At 70.6% G+C, this 14,838-nt stretch carries 15 protein-coding genes; 12 read left to right on the top strand and 3 right to left on the bottom strand.

What is annotated here, in order from left to right; genetic code table 11:
* Window positions 1–2 precede the first annotated feature (2 nt).
* On the top strand, window positions 3–1,304 hold the full coding sequence (locus ACFU5M_RS18575; RefSeq protein WP_379050537.1) for an amino acid deaminase: 1,302 nt from the start codon (window positions 3–5) through the stop codon (window positions 1,302–1,304).
* A 172-nt stretch (window positions 1,305–1,476) separates the two neighbouring features.
* Here ACFU5M_RS18575 and ACFU5M_RS18570 read toward each other — a convergent pair whose 3' ends face one another.
* Window positions 1,477–2,454, bottom strand: a complete 978-nt coding sequence (locus ACFU5M_RS18570) for a helix-turn-helix transcriptional regulator (protein WP_379050534.1) — start codon at window positions 2,452–2,454, stop codon at window positions 1,477–1,479.
* 62 nt (window positions 2,455–2,516) lie between these two features.
* Here ACFU5M_RS18570 and ACFU5M_RS18565 point away from each other — a divergent pair, with 62 nt between their 5' ends.
* Window positions 2,517–3,728: an epoxide hydrolase family protein gene (locus ACFU5M_RS18565; protein WP_379050531.1), complete on the top strand. Its 1,212-nt coding sequence runs from the start codon at window positions 2,517–2,519 to the stop codon at window positions 3,726–3,728.
* A gap of 150 nt (window positions 3,729–3,878) precedes the next feature.
* Here ACFU5M_RS18565 and ACFU5M_RS18560 read toward each other — a convergent pair whose 3' ends face one another.
* Window positions 3,879–4,856 (bottom strand): helix-turn-helix transcriptional regulator, encoded by a 978-nt coding sequence (locus ACFU5M_RS18560; RefSeq protein ID WP_379050529.1) that lies wholly within the window; start codon window positions 4,854–4,856, stop codon window positions 3,879–3,881.
* Window positions 4,857–4,919: 63 nt separating this feature from the next.
* Between ACFU5M_RS18560 and ACFU5M_RS18555 the strand changes: the two genes are divergently transcribed.
* Window positions 4,920–5,411, top strand: coding sequence for a pyridoxamine 5'-phosphate oxidase family protein (locus ACFU5M_RS18555; protein ID WP_379050527.1), 492 nt, complete (start codon window positions 4,920–4,922; stop codon window positions 5,409–5,411).
* Between the two features lie 101 nt (window positions 5,412–5,512).
* Here the strand turns inward: ACFU5M_RS18555 and ACFU5M_RS18550 are convergent, their stop codons facing one another.
* Complete coding sequence (locus ACFU5M_RS18550) at window positions 5,513–6,340, bottom strand: isocitrate lyase/phosphoenolpyruvate mutase family protein (RefSeq protein ID WP_379050525.1); 828 nt, start codon at window positions 6,338–6,340, stop codon at window positions 5,513–5,515.
* Window positions 6,341–6,404: 64 nt separating this feature from the next.
* Here ACFU5M_RS18550 and ACFU5M_RS18545 point away from each other — a divergent pair, with 64 nt between their 5' ends.
* The 9 genes from ACFU5M_RS18545 to ACFU5M_RS18505 all read left to right on the top strand — a co-directional run bounded on the left by ACFU5M_RS18545 (window position 6,405) and on the right by ACFU5M_RS18505 (window position 14,767).
* The gene (locus ACFU5M_RS18545; protein ID WP_379050522.1) at window positions 6,405–7,112 is read left to right on the top strand and encodes an ArsR/SmtB family transcription factor; all 708 of its coding nucleotides are present in this window, start codon (window positions 6,405–6,407) and stop codon (window positions 7,110–7,112) included.
* Between the two features lie 136 nt (window positions 7,113–7,248).
* Window positions 7,249–8,307, top strand: coding sequence for an N-acetyl-gamma-glutamyl-phosphate reductase (gene argC / locus ACFU5M_RS18540; protein WP_379050519.1), 1,059 nt, complete (start codon window positions 7,249–7,251; stop codon window positions 8,305–8,307).
* Window positions 8,304–9,521 carry a bifunctional glutamate N-acetyltransferase/amino-acid acetyltransferase ArgJ gene (gene argJ / locus ACFU5M_RS18535; RefSeq protein WP_379050516.1) on the top strand — a complete coding sequence of 406 codons (1,218 nt, stop codon included), beginning with the start codon at window positions 8,304–8,306 and terminating at the stop codon, window positions 9,519–9,521. The genes argC and argJ overlap by 4 nt, the downstream gene beginning before the upstream one ends.
* The gene (gene argB / locus ACFU5M_RS18530) at window positions 9,518–10,453 is read left to right on the top strand and encodes an acetylglutamate kinase (protein ID WP_379050513.1); all 936 of its coding nucleotides are present in this window, start codon (window positions 9,518–9,520) and stop codon (window positions 10,451–10,453) included. Before argJ ends, argB begins: the two co-directional genes overlap by 4 nt.
* Window positions 10,450–11,652 carry an acetylornithine transaminase gene (locus tag ACFU5M_RS18525; protein WP_379050511.1) on the top strand — a complete coding sequence of 401 codons (1,203 nt, stop codon included), beginning with the start codon at window positions 10,450–10,452 and terminating at the stop codon, window positions 11,650–11,652. The genes argB and ACFU5M_RS18525 overlap by 4 nt, the downstream gene beginning before the upstream one ends.
* Window positions 11,649–12,593, top strand: coding sequence for an ornithine carbamoyltransferase (argF, locus tag ACFU5M_RS18520; RefSeq protein ID WP_379050510.1), 945 nt, complete (start codon window positions 11,649–11,651; stop codon window positions 12,591–12,593). Before ACFU5M_RS18525 ends, argF begins: the two co-directional genes overlap by 4 nt.
* Entirely contained in the window at window positions 12,590–12,718 is a 129-nt protein-coding gene (locus tag ACFU5M_RS18515; protein WP_379050507.1) for a hypothetical protein, read from the top strand. The genes argF and ACFU5M_RS18515 overlap by 4 nt, the downstream gene beginning before the upstream one ends.
* Complete coding sequence (locus ACFU5M_RS18510; RefSeq protein WP_379050505.1) at window positions 12,715–13,230, top strand: arginine repressor; 516 nt, start codon at window positions 12,715–12,717, stop codon at window positions 13,228–13,230. Before ACFU5M_RS18515 ends, ACFU5M_RS18510 begins: the two co-directional genes overlap by 4 nt.
* A gap of 334 nt (window positions 13,231–13,564) precedes the next feature.
* Window positions 13,565–14,767, top strand: a complete 1,203-nt coding sequence (locus ACFU5M_RS18505) for an argininosuccinate synthase (RefSeq protein ID WP_379050503.1) — start codon at window positions 13,565–13,567, stop codon at window positions 14,765–14,767.
* Window positions 14,768–14,838 lie beyond the last annotated feature (71 nt).

Genomic DNA, 14,838 nt, shown 5'->3' with positions numbered 1-14,838 from the left:
TCGTGTCGATCGACGAAGCCGCCGTAGCGGCGCTCGCGGACCGCCGGATCGGTCCGGAGCACAAGGGCATGCCACCCGAGTGCTGGGGTCTGACCGTGCGGGAATTCCGCACCGTGGCACCGTCGCTCGACCTGCTGGAAACGCCGGTGCTCACGGTCGACCGCGCGGCCTTGCGGACGAACATCGCGGTCATGGCCGACTGGGTGCGCGCGGCGGGCGTGCGGTTGGCGCCGCACGGCAAGACCACGATGGCGCCACAGGTGTGGGCCGGGCAACTGGCCGCGGGCTCCTGGGGCATCACGCTGGCCACCATCTGGCAGACCCAGGTGGCGCGATCGTTCGGCGTCGCGCGCGTGCTGCTGGCCAACGCGCTGGTCGATCCGGTCGGATTGCGCTGGGTGGCGGCGGAATCGGCGCGCGACCCGTCCTTCGAGTTCCTTTGCTGGGCCGACAGCGTCGAGACGGTCGCGTTGATGGACGCGCACCTGAGCGCCGCCCCGGAGTCGGCTCCGATCCGGGTGCTGGTGGAACTCGGCGGCCCGCACGGCAGAACCGGAGCTCGCACAGTGGAACGGGCACACGACGTGGCCCGGGCGATCGGCGCGGCGTCCCGGCTGACACTCGCCGGGGTGGGTGGTTACGAGGGCGCGCTCGCGCACGACCGCACCCCGACCGGGATCCGTGCCGTGCGCGACTACCTCGGCGAACTGGCCCGCCTGCACCGCGAACTCCTCGCGGCGGGGCGATACCGCGGTCCGGCCGTCGTCACCGCGGGTGGCAGCGCCTATCCGGAGCTGGCGCTCGAATATCTCGCCCCGCTGTCCGACGAGCAGGGCGGGCAGGGCGTCGCGACGACGGTCGTGCTGCGCTCGGGTGCGTACGTCATCCACGACGACGGCTTCTACGCGAGCATGTCGCCGCTGGCGGCTCCCGGGTGCGCGCGGCCGCTGCGCTCGGCCATGCACGGCTGGGCGCGCACCCTCTCGCGTCCGGAGCCTGGGCTCGCCTTGCTGGATGCGGGAAAGCGTGATCTGCCTTTCGACGAGGGGCTTCCGATTCCGCAACGCGTCGCGGGACCTCGCGGCGGGGTGCTGGACGCGGGCGCGACGGTTTCCGCGCTCAACGACCAGCACACCTTCCTCCGGCTGCCGGGCGGCGCCGACGAGGTGCCCATCGGGTCGGTCGTGCGGCTCGGTCTGTCCCATCCGTGCACCGCCTTCGACAAATGGCGACTGATCCCGATGATCGATGACGTCGACGCACCGACGCCCCGAGTGGTCGATCTGCTGCACACGTTCTTCTGACGGGACGTACGAGTTCCGCGTGCACGAGAACCGCCGACCTCGGCGATGCCGGGCGTTCGCGCGGCGGCACGACCCGCGCGTCCGTCCATCCGTTCGGAAGGAGTGCGGGCGGTCCCGGGCTCGGCGCGACTCGGATCGCTTGCCGTCTTCGATCGGCGCGGCCGGCTGGATCTCAGTCAGAGCGGTCGCTACGGAAGTCGCGCACGGCGTGCGCACAACGGGCGGCTTGGGCGTGCAGGGCCTCGACGAGTTCCGGGGGACCGTCGAGCAGGGTGAAGCCGAGATCGACCGAGGTGATCATCCACACCAGCTGCTCCGGCGACTCGCTGCCGACGTGCAGGCGGCAGCTGTGCTCGTCGACGGCTTCCAGGACGCCGGTTCCGGGCCACACGCGCTCGGCGGCGTCATCGGCCGAGCGGTGCAACAGCACCGTCGCTTGATGCGGCCAGGCACGAGCCGACAGCCGCATCGAAAGATATGCCGCCACATCGCCTTCTGGCGGTTCGCGGGGTGCGCAGCGGGGGCCGGTCGGAATCCGCGGGGTGATCCGGTCCACCCGGAAGGTGCGCCAGTCGGTGCGGTCCACGTCCCAGGCGACCAGGTACCAGTGCCTGCTGAAGTGCACGAGGGTGTGCGGCTCGACGGTGCGCGGGCCGAGGGTGCCGTTGTGCGCGCGATAGTCGAACCGCAGCAGTTCGTGGCGCTGGCACGTCTCGGCGATGGCCATGAGCGTGTCCGGATGGACCTCCGGTGTCGGCGCCGCGACGCGCAGGGTGGCTGCGCGCAGTGTGCGGACCCGGTGGCGCAAGCGGGGCGGCAGTACCTGCTCCAGCTTGGTCAGTGCGCGCAGCGACGCCTCCTCGAGTCCGCTCACGGTGCCGCCGGATGCGCCGCGCAGCCCGACCGCCACCGCGACCGCTTCGTCGTCGTCGAGCAGCAGCGGCGGCAGTGCGGCACCCGCGCCGAGCCGGTATCCCGCGGCGCCGCGGGTGGCGTGCACCGGGTAGCCGAGTTCGCGTAGCCGATCGATATCGCGGCGCACTGTGCGACCGGTGACGCCGAGCCGTGCGGCCAGCTCGGCGCCGGTCCAGTCGGGACGTGTCTGCAACAGAGTCAGCAGGGCGAGCAGGCGGGCCGACGTTTCCAGCATGACGCCAGAATGCCGGAAAGATAGGAACGATTCCGTCCTAAGTTGCTTCTACCGTGGCGGACATGACGACCGAACCGGACATTCGCCCTTTCCGCATCGACATCCCTCAGGAGAAGATCGACCACCTGCACCGCCGTCTCGCCGAGACGTCGTGGCCGAGCGACCTGCCCGGCGCGAAATGGGACAAGGGCATGCGGGTGTCGTATCTGCGTCCGCTGGCCGAGTACTGGCGTAGCGAATTCGATTGGCGCGCAGTCGAAGCGACGTTGAACGAGCTGCCGCAGTTCGTTACCGCGATCGACGGGCAGCAGGTGCACTTCCTGCACGTCCGCTCGCCGGAACCGGATGCGCTGCCGCTGGTGCTCGGTCACGGCTGGCCCGCGTCGTTCGTCGAGTTCCTGAACGTGCTCGGGCCGCTGAGCGATCCGCGCGCCCACGGCGGCGACCCGGCCGACGCGTTCCACCTGGTCGTTCCCTCGCTGCCGGGCTTCGCGTTCTCCGAGGTGTCCCCGGATCCCGGTGCGGGCTCGACCGAGCGGTTCGCGGAGGTGGTGGCGGCGCTCATGGCGCGCCTGGGCTACGAACGCTACGGCGTGCAGGGCGGTGACGCGGGGTACTTCATCGCCGCTCGTCTGGGCCATATCGCCCGTGATCACCTCGTGGGCCTGCACGTGAACGGTCCGATCACCATCCCCTCCTGGGACAGTGGCGACGGCGAATCGTGGGAGACGGAGGAATCCGCTCCGGCCGAGTGGTCCCCGGATGGGGCGCAGACCGAGTACAGCCCGGAGGACCAAGCGAGGCTGGCCACGCTGACCGGCCCGGAGAGCTATGCCCGCTACGACTACGCGACCGTGCAGGCCAACCGTCCGCAGACGCTCGCGATCGGCATCCAGGACTCGCCCGCCGGGCTGCTGTCCTGGATCGCGGACCTGTTCCGGCAGTACACCAACCCGGCGATCGAACTGCCCGACGACGCGGTGGGCCGGGACGCGCTGCTGACCAACGTCAGCCTGTACTGGTTCACCGGAACCTTCGCCTCCTCGCTGCGGCTCTACAGCGAATCGGCGGCCTGGGGTGCGCCGGTGACGAGATCCGATGTGCCGACCGCGGCGGCGATCTTTCCCGGCGACATGTCCGTCCGCAAGCTCGCCGAAGAAGCGCACAACATCGTCCGGTGGACCGAGTTCGATCGCGGCGGGCATTTCGCGGCGATGGAGGCGCCGGATCTGCTGATCACGGACGTGCGCGAGTTCTTCCGCACGCTGCGCTGACGGGTAGCCCTGCCGTGCGCGATCGGACGGCGGGACCAACCGATGCGGCCCGGTCATCGCGAGCCGGATGAATCCTCGCCCGGCGGATCCGTCGCGTCCGATGGCCGGACGCGACGGATCCGCGCTTACCCGCCCGGTTTCGCGAGCCGCCTACTCCGACGTCGCGGAGTAGCGCGCGTGCATGGCGGCGGCCGTCGCCGCGAGCTGCGCGCGCAGCTGCGCGGGTTCGAGCACTTCGACGAACTCGCCGAGCGGCAGCAGGCCGTGCGCGAGCACCTCGTAGGACTCCGACGGCACGACCACCTCCACCCACCCCTCGGCGTCGGGCGGCCCGGAGGAGGCCAGTGCTTCGGCGACCGCGGCCGGTTCGTTCATCAGCCGCAGTAACCGCAGGTGGGTGGCGGCTATCCGGCAACGCGCGCGGACGCGCAGCATCGAACGCGCGAAATCGTCGGCGGCGTCGGTCCAGTGCGCCCCCAGATCGAAATCAGCGGGGCGGGTGAAGGATTCGCCGGTCGCTTCGGCGCGGAGGATCCGGCCCACCCGATACGAGCGCGGCGCGCGCCCGCTGCGGGCGACGAGGTACCAGGTGCCTGCCTTGAGCACCAGACCGAGCGGGTCGATCAGGCGTTCGACCACCTGGTCCTTGCGGCCGTAGCGCACGCGCAGCCTGCGGTCGTGCCAGAGCGCGTCGGCGATCGTCGCGAGCGTCGGCGTCTCGTCCGGCCGGTGGAACCACCCCGGCGCATCGATATACACCCGCTCGGCGATGCGCGTGGCCCGCCCGCGCAATTCCGGCGGCAGCGCGGCGAGCATTTTCAACTGCGCGGTGGCCAGCACGGTGCCGAGCCCGAGATCAGCGGCGGCGCCGGGCAAGCCGGTCAGCAGCACCGCGTCGGCCTCGTCGCTGGTCAGGCCGGTGAGCCGGGTGCGATAGCCATCCACCAGCCGGACGCCGCCTGCCCGGCCCGGCTCACTGTAGACCGGGACGCCGGCCGCCGAGAGAGCCTCGACATCGCGATAGACGGTGCGCACCGACACCTCCAGTTCTCTGGCCAGTTCGGGCGCGGTGAGCCGGCCACGGGTCTGCAACAGCAGAAGCAGTTGCACCAGTCGACTCGCCCGCATGCAGGTGACACTAGCCGGAAACCTTGACACCAGATGGCGAGGTTTCGCCGTACCGTCCTCGGCATGACCACTTGGAGCCGATTCACCGAAGAAGCACCGCACGTCGCCGAGGTCTTCGCGCGCAGGCACCGCGCGGCGGGCAATCTCTGCATGCTCGGCACCATCCGGGCCGACGGATCACCGCGGATCAGTCCGGTCGAACCGCGCATCTTCGAGGAATTCCTGGTGATCGCGGGGATGCCGGGCACGACCAAATTCCGCGATCTGGCCCGGGATCCACGCTTCTGCCTGCACACCGCCACCACGGACACGAACGTGTCCGACGGCGACGCCAAACTCTTCGGCGCCGTCGTCGACCTGCCCGACCGGGACGTGCACATCCGCTTCGCCCAGCGCCTGTTCGACGAGACCGGGTTCGACATCCGGGGCAGGCAGTTCGACCACTTCTACGTCGCCGATCTCACCGGTGCGTCGACGGTGGAGGTCGACGGCGACCATCTCGACATCACCATTTGGAAGCCCGGCGAAGGGGAGCGCCTGGTGCGCAAGCACTGAACCTGAACCGGCGCGGCGCCGGTCGCACCGTCTGCACGAACGGACCCTGGCGGATCGATAGCGTCGCCGCGACTTTTCCGCGCCGGGCATGCGGGGGCCGGTCAGTGGCCGATGTGCGCGGGAAGGAGCCGTTGAATCTCTGGATAACTCACGATTCCGGGTGGAACGGGAGCGTCGTGCCGCACGGCGCGCGCGACGTCCAACGCGGCCGACAGCGCCGCGCGGTACAGCAACGACCCCGTGCTGATCCGGCGCACGCCGAGTTCGGTCAGCGTCGCGATGCCCGGTCCCGCGGTCGAATGCAGGACATTGACCGGCACTTCGCTCGCCGCCACGATGCGCTCGATCCGCGCCCGGTCCGTCAGGCCGGGCACGAAGACGCCGTCGGCTCCGGCCGCGGCATACCGCCGCACGCGATCGTGGGTGGAGCCGTGATCGAGCCCCAGCCAGAAGGTGTCGACGCGAGCATTGACGAACAGTTCCGGCGCGCGCTCTTTGACCGCCGCGATCAGGGCGGCCTGGTGTTCGGGTGCGGCGAGCGACGATCCGAGGCGGCCGTCTTCCAGGTTGACGCCCGCGATCCCGTAGGCCGCGAGCTGTCCCGCGAAATCCGCGACCTCGCCGGGCCGCTCGTCGAACCCGCCCTCTATGTCGACGGTGACCGGGATCGGCAGCCGCGCGAGGCGACGGGCCGAAGCCGACGTCTCCGCTTTCGTGACGCCCGCGCCGTCGGTGAGCCCGGCCGCCGCGGCCACGCCCAAGCTGGTGGTGCCGATCGCGGGGAACCCCTCGTCGGCCAACAGGGCGGCCGAGGCGAAGTCCCAGGCGTTCGGCAGGACCAGGGGGCGGTCGCGATGATGCAGGCCGCGAAAGATCTCGAACTTGGTCGGCGGGGTAGCGGTGCCCGCCGCGGCAGAAGACGAAGTCATGCCGTGACGGTAGCCACGGGACGTTTCGGTGAGCGCCGAAACGACGGCGCGTCATCATGGGGTGGTGCCGACCAGAGGAGCCGAATTGGCGGGCTTGGCCGCATTGCTCGCCGACCGTACCCGCGCCGAGATCTGCCTGGCGCTGCTGGACGGGCGGGCCTGGACCGCGGGCGAGCTCGCGCGCCACACCGGCGTCGCGCCGTCCACGGCGACCGAGCATCTGGACCGCCTGCGCGAGGGTGGATTGGTGGTCGAGCATCGGCAGGGCAGGCACCGCTATCTGCGGCTGGCCGGCCCGCAGGTCGCGGAGCTGCTCGAGACCATGGTCGCCCATCTCGACCCGCCCGCCGCGCCGGTGACCGGGCTGCGCGCCGCCACCGTCACCGCCGCGCTGGCGCGCGGCCGCACCTGCTACGACCATCTCGCGGGTCGTCTGGGCGTGGCCGTCACCGAGGCCATGACCGCGCGTGGCCTGCTGAGCGACGACGGTGGCTTCGCGCTGACGGAGTCGGGCTCGGCGTGGCTGACCGGGCCGATGGGCATCGATCCTGCCGCATTGCGCGCCACGCGGCGCCCGGTGGCGCGGTCCTGCCTCGATTGGACCGAACGCCGCGTCCACTTGGGCGGCTCGGCGGGCGCGCAGTTGTGCCGCCGCTTGAAAGAGCTGGCGTGGATCAAGGGCGTCGGTGGTGGGCGTGCCGTGCGCGTCACCGCGCTGGGCGAAGCCGAGCTGGCTCGAACGCTCGGTATGGACCCGCTCATCCTGCGCTGACCTGCGGTGGCCCGACCCGGTGTGAGGTGGGCCGCCGTGCCGTTTGCGCGTGGGCCGGGCGGGTATCCGATCCTCGTGAGCACGCCCGCGGCGACCAGGCTGTGAATGAGCTTGCATGGTCATGCATAATCATCACATGGATGATTCCTCGGGCGGACCCGTCGTGCGGGTCGCGGTAGCCGGCGCCAGCGGGTACGCGGGCGGCGAAGTGTTGCGTCTGCTGCTGGGGCATCCGGCCTACCGAACCGGGCGCCTCGTCATCGGGGCGCTGACCGCTGGCTCGAACGCGGGCACCGCGCTGGGGGAGTTGCAGCCGCATCTGCTGCCGCTGGCCGACCGGGTGCTCGCGCCCACCACGCTTGCCGAGTTGGCCGGCCACGACGTGGTCTTCCTCGGCCTGCCACACGGCCAGTCGGCGGCCATCGCCGCTGAGTTGCCCGAGTCCACCGTGATCATCGACTGCGGCGCCGACTTCCGGCTCACCGACCCGAAGGCCTGGGAGAAATACTACGGTAGCCCGCATGCGGGCAGCTGGCCCTACGGTTTGCCCGAGCTGCCCGGCGGCCGGGAGAAACTGCGCGGTGCGACGCGGATCGCGGTCCCCGGCTGCTATCCGACCGTCGCCAGCCTCGCGCTGGCTCCCGCCGTCGCCGCGGGCATCGTGGAGCCCGCCGTGCACGTGGTCGCGGTCAGCGGAGCCTCCGGCGCGGGCCGCAAGCTGGACATCGGGCTGCTGGGGTCGGAGGTGATGGGTTCGGCGCGGGCCTACGGCATCGCCGGCGCGCACCGGCACACGCCGGAGATCGCGCAGAATCTGACGGCGGCAGGCGGCACGGACGTCGCGGTGTCGTTCACGCCGGTCTTGGCGCCCATGCCGCGCGGCATCCTCGCCACCTGCACCGCGCCGACCCGTGTGGACGCCGCGCAGGCGCGCGCGGTCTACGAAAAAGCTTATGCCGACGAGCCTTTCGTGCACCTGCTGCCGGAAGGCGTGTTGCCGCAGACCGGTTCGGTGCTCGGCTCGAACGCCGTCACCCTGCAGGTGGCGGTGGACGCCGACGCGGGCCTGCTCGTGGTGATCGGCGCGATCGACAACTTGACCAAGGGCACCGCGGGAGCCGCGGTCCAATCGATGAACCTGGCCCTCGGATTCGAGGAGACCGAAGGACTTTCCACCGTAGGAGTGGCACCGTGACGACAGCCGACATCGCCGACGGCAAGCTGGTCCGGACGCAGGGCGTGACCGCACCGCTCGGCTTCCGCGCGGCGGGCATCGCCGCGGGCATCAAGGCCAGCGGCAAGCCCGATCTGGCGCTGGTGTTCAACGAAGGGCCGGAGTGTCCGGCCGCGGGCGTGTTCACCCGCAACAAGGTGAAGGCCGCTCCGGTGCTGTGGTCGCAGCAGGTGCTGACCGGCAAGCGGCTGCGCGCGGTGATCCTGAACTCCGGCGGCGCCAATGCCTGCACCGGCCCCGGCGGATTCCAGGACACGCACAAGACCGCCGAGGAACTCGCTGCCGCGCTGAGCAACTGGGGCACCGAGACCGGCGCGGGCGAGATCGCCGTCTGCTCGACCGGGCTGATCGGCGACCGGCTCCCGATGGACAAACTGCTCCCCGCCGTCACCGAGATCGTGCACGAGATGGGCGGCGGTCTGTCCGGCGGCTCGGATGCCGCCTGGGCCATCATGACCACCGACACCGTGCCGAAGGAGGCGGCGTTCCACCACCGCGACAAGTGGAACGTCGGCGGGATGGCGAAGGGCGCGGGCATGCTCGCCCCCTCGCTGGCGACGATGCTGGTGGTGCTCACCACCGATGCGGCGGTGACCGCCGACCAGCTCGACCAGGCGTTGCGCAACGCCACCGCGCGGACCTTCGACCGGCTCGACGTGGACGGCTCCTGCTCCACCAACGACACCGTGCTGCTGCTGGCCAACGGCGCCAGCGAGGTCACCCCCAGCCAAGAGGAACTCGACGCCGCCGTGCTCGCGGTCTGCGACGACCTCGCCGCCCAGTTGATGGCCGACGCGGAGGGCGTCACCAAGCGGGTGCTGGTCACCGTCGCGGGCGCGGCCACCGAGGACGAGGCCGTGGCCGCGGCGCGCACCGTCGCCCGCGACAGCCTGGTCAAGACGGCGCTGTTCGGGTCGGACCCGAACTGGGGCCGGGTGCTGGCGGCGGTCGGCATGGCGCCGGTCACGCTCGACCCCAACCGGATCTCGGTGTCGTTCAACGGCCGACCGGTGTGCGTCGATGGCGTCGGCGCGCCCGGCGCCCGCGCGGTCGACCTGTCCGGCACCGACATCGAGGTGCTGATCGAGCTGAACGCCGGATCGGCGAGCGCGACCATCCGCACCACCGACCTCTCGCACGGTTACGTCGAAGAGAACTCGGCCTACAGCTCATGACCAGTCAGGTGCTGCATTCACTGTCCGCGCTGGACAAGGCGCACGTCCTGGCCGATGCTCTGCCGTGGTTGCAGAAGTTCCGGGACAAGATCGTCGTCGTGAAGTACGGCGGCAACGCCATGATCGACGATCACCTCAAGCGGGCCTTCGCCGCCGACATGGCGTTCCTGCGCACGGTCGGCGTGCACCCGGTAGTGGTGCACGGCGGTGGCCCGCAGATCAGCGCGATGCTGAAAAGGCTCGGTTTGCAGGGCGAATTCCGCGGCGGCTTCCGGGTGACCACCCCGGAGGTGATGGACGTGGTGCGAATGGTGCTGTTCGGCCAGGTCGGCCGGGAACTGGTCGGCCTGATCAACTCACACGGCCCATACGCGGTAGGCATCTCCGGTGAGGACGCCGGGCTGTTCACCGCGACCCGCCGCACCGTCGAAGTGGACGGCGAGCCCACCGATATCGGTCTGGTCGGCGACGTCACCGAGGTGAACCCGGACGCCGTGCTGGACCTGATCGACGCGGGCCGCATCCCCGTGGTGTCGACCATCGCGCCGGACGCCGAGGGCGTGGTGCACAACATCAACGCCGACACCGCCGCCGCGGCGCTCGCCGAGGGCATCGGCGCCGAGAAACTGGTGGTACTCACCGACGTCGAGGGCCTGTACACCGATTGGCCGGACCGGTCCTCGCTCACCTCCAGCATCGATACGGCCGCACTTGCCGAGTTGCTCCCGCGCCTGGATGCGGGCATGGTGCCCAAGATGGAAGCCTGTCTGCGCGCGGTGTCGGCGGGCGTGCCGACCGCGCACGTCATCGACGGCCGGGTCCCGCACGCCGTGTTGCTGGAACTGTTCACCGGAGAAGGAATCGGAACGATGGTGACCCCCGCCCCGCTGATCCCGAACGGGTCCGGCGCGCCGAACGGAACGAAACAATGAGCACAGCTGAACTACAGAAGCGGTGGTCCGCCGCGCTGATGAACAACTACGGCACGCCGAAGGTCGCGCTGGTGCGCGGCGCGGGAGCCGTGGTCTACGACGCGGACGGCAAGCGCTACGTCGATTTCCTCGGCGGGATCGCGGTCAACAGCCTCGGTCACGCCCATCCGGCGATCCTGGAAGCGGTCACCCAGCAGCTCGGCACACTCGGACACGTGTCGAATCTGTACGCCAGCGAGCCGGTCGTCGAGCTGGCCGAGCGGTTGCTCGCGCACTTCGGCGACGGCGAGGGCCGGGCGTTCTTCTGCAACTCGGGCACCGAGGCCGTCGAGGCGGCCTTCAAGATCGCCCGGCTCACCGGGCGGCACAAGATCGTCGCGTGCGAAGAGGCCTTCCACGGCCGCACGATGGGCGCGCTCGCCCTCACCGGGCAGCCGGCCAAGCGGACGCCGTTCGAACCGATGCCGCCCGGCGTCGTGCACGTCCCCTACGGTGACGCCGCGGCACTCGAGGCCGCGGTCGACGAGGCCACCGCGGCGGTGTTCCTCGAACCGATGATGGGGGAGAGCGGCGTGGTGGTACCGCCGTTCGACTACCTCGCCAAAGCGCGCCAGATCACCGCGCGCAACGGGGCGCTGCTCGTGCTCGACGAGGTACAGACCGGCATCGGCCGGACCGGGACGTTCTACGCCCACCAGGCCGTCGGCATCGTGCCCGACGTGATCACGCTGGCCAAGGGCCTCGGCGGCGGACTGCCCATCGGCGCGGTGCTGGCCAACGGACGCGCGGCCGATCTGCTCACCCCCGGCATGCACGGCACCACCTTCGGCGGCAACCCGGTGTGCGCGGCGGCGGCGCTCGCGGTGCTGCGCACGATCGACGAGACCGATCTGCTCTCGCACGTCGAGTCGGTCGGCAAGCGGCTCAGCGACGGGATCGAGCTGTTGCAGCATCCACTCATCGATCACGTGCGCGGTGCGGGCCTGCTGCTGGGCATCGTGCTCACCGACGCGGTCTCCGCGCACGTCGAGGCGCGGGCGCGGGAGGCGGGCTACCTCGTCAACCCGGCCAAGCCCGACGTGATCCGGCTGGCGCCGCCGCTGGTGCTCACCGAGACCCAGGCGGACAATTTCGTCGCCGACCTGCCCGAGATCCTCGACGCCGCACTCGCGGACGCGAAAGGAGCTGCGGCGCAATGACATCCGTGCGGCACTTCTTGCGTGACGACGACGTCAGCCCGGCCGAGCAAGCCGAGATCCTCGCCCTCGCGGCCGAACTCAAGAAATCACCGTTCGCGCGGCGCCCGCTCGAGGGCCCGCGCGGCGTCGGCGTGATCTTCGAGAAGAACTCCACCCGCACCCGGTTCTCCTTCGAGATGGGCATCGCCCAGCTCGGCGGGCACGCGGTCGTCGTCGATGGTCGCGACACCCAGCTGGGCCGGGAGGAGACGCTCGGCGACACCGGCCGGGTGCTGTCCCGGTACGTGGACGCCATCGTGTGGCGCACCTTCGAGCAGTCCCGGCTGGACGAGATGGCCGCCACCGCGACGGTGCCGGTGGTCAACGCGCTGTCCGACGAGTTCCATCCCTGCCAGGTGCTCGCGGATCTGCAGACGCTCGCCGAGCACAAGGGTGATCTGACCGGACGCGAATTGGCCTACTTCGGCGACGGCGCCAACAACATGGCGCACTCGCTGCTGCTCGGCGGCGTCACCGCGGGGTTGAACGTGACCATCGCCGCGCCCGCCGGGTTCGAGCCGCAGCCGTGGGTGGTGGAGGCCGCGCGCAAGCGTGCCGCCGAGACCGGCGCCACCGTCACACTGACCAGTGATCCGGTCGCCGCCGCGTGGGGCGCCGACGCGCTGGTCACCGATACCTGGACCTCCATGGGACAGGAGAACGACGGCCTGGACCGGGTCGGTCCGTTCCGGCCGTTCCAGCTCAACGCGGAGTTGCTCGCGCACGCCGAGCCGGATGTGGTCGTGTTGCACTGTCTGCCCGCGCACCGCGGCGACGAGATCACCGACGAGGTGCTCGACGGGCCGCGCAGCGTGGTGTGGGACGAGGCGGAGAACCGCCTGCACGCCCAGAAAGCGCTGCTGGTCTGGCTGCTCGAGCGACGATCAGGGAGCGGGGCGTGAGCGAGGACGGCGGGCGAACCGGCGCCGCGGCGGCGCGTCGCGGCGAGCCGGGCACAACGGCGCACCGGGGACATGGCGCGCGGTCGCGGATGATGCCGCCGGACGTCGGCGAGGCGTCCTCGTGAGCGTCTCGCAGTCGGAATCGGGCCGAAGCGGCCCCGCGATCGCCCGCACCCGCGCCGGGCGGCAGTCGCGCATCATCGAACTGCTCTCGGCGCACGCGGTGCGCAGCCAGACCGAGTTGGCGGCGCTGCTCGCGGCCGAAGGCATCGAGACCACCCAGGCGACGCTGTCGCGGGACCTCGACGAACTGGGCGCGGTGAAGCTGCGTGCCGCCGACGGCGGCGCGGGCGTCTACGTGGTGCCCGAGGACGGCAGTCCCGTCCGCGGCGTCATCGGCGGCACCGACCGGTTGTCCAAGCTGCTCGGCGATCTGCTGGTCTCCACCGACGCCAGCGGCAACATCGCGGTCCTGCGCACTCCGCCGGGGGCGGCGCACTACCTGGCCAGTGCCCTCGACCGCGCGGCCCTGCCGTACATCGTGGGAACCATCGCGGGCGACGACACCATCGCCGTCTTCGCCCGCGAGCCGCTGACCGGGGCCGAAGTAGCCGCGAAGATCGAACAATTAGCCTGAGCCGAGCGCTTTGGGCCACTCGCTTCAGTCGCGCAGCCGCGATGGGCGGTCCGATGCGCGGCTCGCTCGGCCTGTATTTCCCGGGCGCCGACGAGCGGCGGGGGCGCGCGGTCCCCGCTTCTTTCCGCCTGCGGGTATGCGCCGCGAGCACAGAAGCCGGTGTCTGTGCGAGGGTGTAGACGGAGCCGTTGTCCCAGCACAGGGCGACGTCCACCCGATTATGAATGGGCTTGCATCGTCGTGCATAATCATTTGTAGGACGTGCGGGCCGCTGTGGCGGGAAGCCGGTCCGTATCACGCAGACGAGCACCGAAACATCGAGGAGCACACGAACATGTCCGAGCGCGTCGTACTCGCCTACTCCGGTGGGCTGGACACCTCCGTCGCGATCAGCTGGATCGGGAAGGAGACCGGCGCCGAAGTGGTGGCCGTGGCCATCGACCTCGGCCAGGGCGGCGAGGACATGAACGTGGTGCGCCAGCGCGCCCTGGACTGCGGCGCTGTCGAGGCGATCGTGATCGACGCCCGCGACGAGTTCGCCGACCAGTACTGCCTGCCCACCATCCAGGCCAACGCGCTGTACATGGGCCAGTACCCGCTGGTGTCGGCGATCAGCCGCCCGCTCATCGTCAAGCATCTGGTCGAGGCCGCGAAGTTCCACGGCGCGAGCACCGTCGCGCACGGCTGCACGGGTAAGGGCAACGACCAGGTCCGTTTCGAGGTCGGCATCGGCGCGCTCGCACCCGACCTCAACGTGATCGCCCCGGTCCGCGACTACGCGTGGACCCGGGAGAAGGCCATCGCCTTCGCCGAGGAGAACTCGCTGCCGATCAACGTCACCAAGAAGTCGCCGTTCTCCATCGACCAGAACGTCTGGGGCCGCGCGGTCGAGACCGGGTTCCTCGAGGACCTGTGGAACGCCCCGACCAAGGACGTCTACGACTACACCTCCGACCCCACCGTCAACTTCGAGGCTCCGGACGAACTGATCGTCACCTTCGACAAGGGCGTGCCGGTGGCCATCGACGGGCGCCAGGTCAGCGTGCTGGAGGCGATCGTCGAACTGAACAAGCGTGCGGGCCGCCAGGGCGCGGGCCGGCTGGACATGGTCGAGGACCGCCTGGTCGGCATCAAGAGCCGCGAGATCTACGAGGCGCCCGGCGCCCTCGCGCTGATCACGGCGCACCAGGCGCTCGAGCATGTCACCATCGAGCGCGAGCTGGGTCGCTACAAGCGCCAGGTCGAGCAGCGCTGGGGCGAGCTGGCCTACGACGGACTGTGGTTCTCCCCGCTCAAGCGGGCGCTGGACGCCTTCATCGGCGACACCCAGCAGCACGTCTCCGGCGATATCCGGATGGTCCTGCACGGCGGCTCCGCCGTGGTCAACGGCCGCCGCTCGGAGCAGTCGCTCTACGACTTCAACCTGGCCACCTACGACGAGGGCGACACCTTCGACCAGTCGCTGGCCAAGGGCTTCGTGCAGATCCACGGCCTGTCCTCCAAGGTCGCCGCCCGCCGCGACCTCAACCAGAAGTAAGTGCCGGGCGTGCCGGTGCCTGACAAGCACCGGCCCGCCCCCGCCCGCGCCCGCGGCCGGGGTGGGCCTGG

The sequence above is a fragment of the Nocardia sp. NPDC057455 genome (assembly GCF_042802775.1).
In the GTDB taxonomy this organism is placed as follows: Bacteria; Actinomycetota; Actinomycetes; order Mycobacteriales; family Mycobacteriaceae; genus Nocardia.
The sequence above is the reverse complement of the archived record's forward strand: the minus strand, read 5'-3'. Positions and strand labels throughout refer to the sequence as shown.